The organism is Janthinobacterium sp. NKUCC08_JDC (genome assembly GCF_019345575.1).
GTDB lineage: Bacteria > Pseudomonadota > Gammaproteobacteria > Burkholderiales > Burkholderiaceae_D > Janthinobacterium > Janthinobacterium aestuarii.
The window spans coordinates 1-3,355 of the sequence record NZ_JAHKQW010000034.1; the positions used below are offsets into that span (position 1 = coordinate 1).

At 74.2% G+C, this 3,355-nt stretch carries 1 protein-coding gene; it reads left to right on the forward strand.

The genetic code is table 11. The annotated features are described in order from the left end of the window. Nucleotides 1-3,355, forward strand: a 3,355-nt coding sequence (locus KO538_RS28945; protein WP_219330435.1) for a hypothetical protein, incomplete at both ends; no start/stop codon positions are given.

Below are 3,355 nucleotides of genomic sequence, written 5' to 3' on the forward strand. Positions count from 1 at the left end.
CGCCGGCCCCGCCGGGCCCCCCCCCCCACCGCGCGGCGCGGACCCCCGCGCGGCGGCCGCCGCCCCCCCCACGGCCGCAGCTTCGCTGGCTGCGGCAAATGCGGCCATCCTGGCCGACCAGCTGGCGGCGCAAGCGGCCGCTGACGCGGCGGCAGCCTTGCTCGCCGCCAATAGCGCCACCAGCGACGATGCGCTGGCGGCCAGCACGGCCGCTGTCGTGCCCGGTGCGCAAGCGGCCGCGACCGCCGCCACGAATGACGACAGCGTTGCCGCCGCCGCTGCCGCTGCCGCCGCCATATCCCAGGCCGCCGCCACGTCGGCGCAAAATGCCGATGCGGCTGCCGCCACGGCCGCCGCCAACGCCGCCGCCGCACACGCCGCCGCCGATGCGGCGCAAACACAAGCGGACCAGACCAACGCCCCTGCCCTGCAAGCCATCGCCGATGCGGCCGACGTGGTCGCCGCCGCGGCCATCACGCAGGCGGCGCTGACCGATGCGGCCGCGCTGGGCGTCATCGCGGCCAATGACGCCGCCGCTGCAGCCGCCGCCACGGCGCTGGCCAATGCCACGGACGCCGCCGCGCTGGACCTGGCGGCAACCGCCGCCGCCAACACCGCCGTCTCCGCAGGCATCCAGGCCAGCTTTACCGATGCCGCTGCCCTGGCCCTCGTCTCGGATGCGGATGCCGCCGCGTCTGCCGCCGCGACCGAACTGGCCAATGTCACCGATGCCGCCGCCCTGGCCGCCGCCGCGAGCGCCGCAGCCACCGCCGCGGCCGATGCGGCGACAGCGGCCAATGCCAGCGACGCCACGGCACTGGGCATCGCCGCCACCGCCGCTGCGAATGCCTCCATTACCGCCAATACACAAGCAAACCTCACCGATGCCGTCGCGCTGACGATGGCAGCGGACGCCGCCGCCGGTATTGCCGCCCAGGACGCCGCCATCGCCAACGCCACGGACGCCGTCGCCCTGCAAGCGGCCGCCAATGCCGCCGCGACGAACGCCGCCAATGCCCAGACGCAAGCGAACATGACGGACGCGCCCACCCTGGGCCTGATCGCCGATGCCGCTACCCTGGCGTCGGACGCGGCACAACTGCAGGCCGGCTTGACGGATGCGGCTGCGCTGGCCCTGATTTCCGATGCCGACGCTGCCGCCGCAGCCGCAGCCGCATTGGCCGCCAGTAGCGATGCCGCCGCGCTCGACGCCGCCGCCGCCCTTGCCGCCACCGTGGCGGCCAACGCCGTCGTCACAGCCAGCCTGAGCGACGCGGCCGCCCTGCAAATCACGGCCGATGCGGCCGCCAATACCTCCATCGGCGCCGCCGCGCAGGCAGCGTTGACGGACGCGGCCGCCCTGCAACTGGTTTCCGACGCCGATGCCGCCGCCGCGCTGGCCGCGCAAACGACGGCAAACCAGACGGATGCGGCCGCCCTGGCCGCCGCCGACGCAGCGGCCGCCAGCGATGCCGCCAACGCCCAGGCAGTGGCCGACCAGACCGATGTGGTCGCCCTGCAGCAAGCGGCCGATCAGGCCGATGCCGATGCGGCCGCCGCCAATGCGCAGGCCAGCCTGCTGGACGTCAACGTTGCGCTCAATGCCTTCAATCTCGCCAGCCTCGCCGCCCTGGCCGCCAACGTCACGGCTGGCCAAACCAGCGTGCTCGACCTGACGGCCACCGTGAATACCTTGCAGCTCGGTGCCGATAATGCCGATATCACTGCCTCCCTGTTCGATGCCACCATCCTTGCCGGCATCTCCACCGCCGATGCGCTGACAGCAGCCAGCCTGCAAACCCTCGCCGCCGCGACCGATGCCGATGCACTCATCACTGCGGCGGCCGCTGCCGTCTCGGCGGCGGAGGTGGCCGCTGGGCTGGGCGGGATCGATATCTCGGCAGTCAGTGCTGCCGCCGCCGCACAGGCCGCCGCCGCAGCTGCCGCCGCCACGGCCCTGCTGACCGATGCCGGCGCGCTGGGCCTCGTTTCCACCACCGACGCCGCCGCCGAACTTGCCGCCCAGACGGCTGTCACCACCTTGACGGCCGCCAACACGCTGGCGCAAAACGCGCTGACGGCGGCACAATCCGTTGCCAACCTGACCGACGCCGTGGCCCTGGGTCTGGTCTCTTCCGCAGCCGACGCGGCCGCAGCCCTGGCCGTCACGACGGCTGGCCAGACCGATGCCACCACGCTGAGCCTCATCTCGAATGCCGATGCGCTGGTCGCCTCCTCGGCAGCCAGCCTGGCGGCGCTGACGGACGCCACGGCGCTGGGCTTGATCTCGACCGCCGATGCCACCGTGGCCGCCACCCTGCAGGCAACGGCCGACCTGACGGACGCCGCCGGCCTGGGCCTGCTCGCCACGGCCGCCGCTGCCGCCGCCAATACGGCGACGAATGTTGCCAACCTGACCGATGCGGTGGCCCTGGGCACGCTCTCGGCAGCGGCCACCACGGCCGCCAATACGGCTGCCGCCACCGCCGCGCTGACGGACGCCACGGCATTGGGCCTGGTCGCCACGGCCGACGCGACTGCCGCCGCCGCCCTGCAAACGACGGCCAACCTGACCGACGCAGTGGCACTGGGCCTCGTGTCGACGGCCGCCAACACGGCCGCCAGCGCCGCTGCCGCCGTCGCCAGCCTGACCGATGCCGTCGCCCTGGGCACCGTGTCGACTGCCGCCACGGCCGCCGCCAACACGGCAGCGGCCACCGCCGCGCTGACCGACGCCGTCGCCCTGGGCCTGGTGTCCACCGTCGATGCGGCCGCCGCCACTGCCGCGCAAACGACGGCCAACCTGACGGACGCCGTCGCCCTGGGCCTGGTCGCGACCGTCAATGCCACCGCCTCGACGGCAGCAGCCGCCGTCGCCGGTCTCACCGACGCCGTCCTGCTCGGTACCGCCCACACGCTCAATGTGACGGCCGCCACCGTGGCGGCCACCAAGGCTGCCCTGACGGATGCCGCCGCACTGACCACCGTCGCCAGCAACGATGCGGCCAATGCCGCCGCCCTGGCCGCCTATTCAGCTGCCCACCCGTTCGACCTGGTGGCAGCGCTGGCGGCCACCACAGCGGCTACCACGGCGGCCCTGTCGCAGGCCGTCGCGCAGTCGGCGCAAGCCGATGACGCGGCTGCCGCCTCGACAGCCGCCACGGCGGCAGCATCCCTGACCGCCCTGAACAATGCTCTCGCGGCCGACAGTGCCGCCACCGCCGCCGCCACCCTGGCCCTGACTTCCCAGGCGGCAGCCACGGCGGCGGCGCTGGACGACACGCTCGCGGCCACGGCCGCTGGCGTGGCCGCCACCTCGCTGGCAGCGGCCCAGGCGGCGCAGGCGGCCGATGCC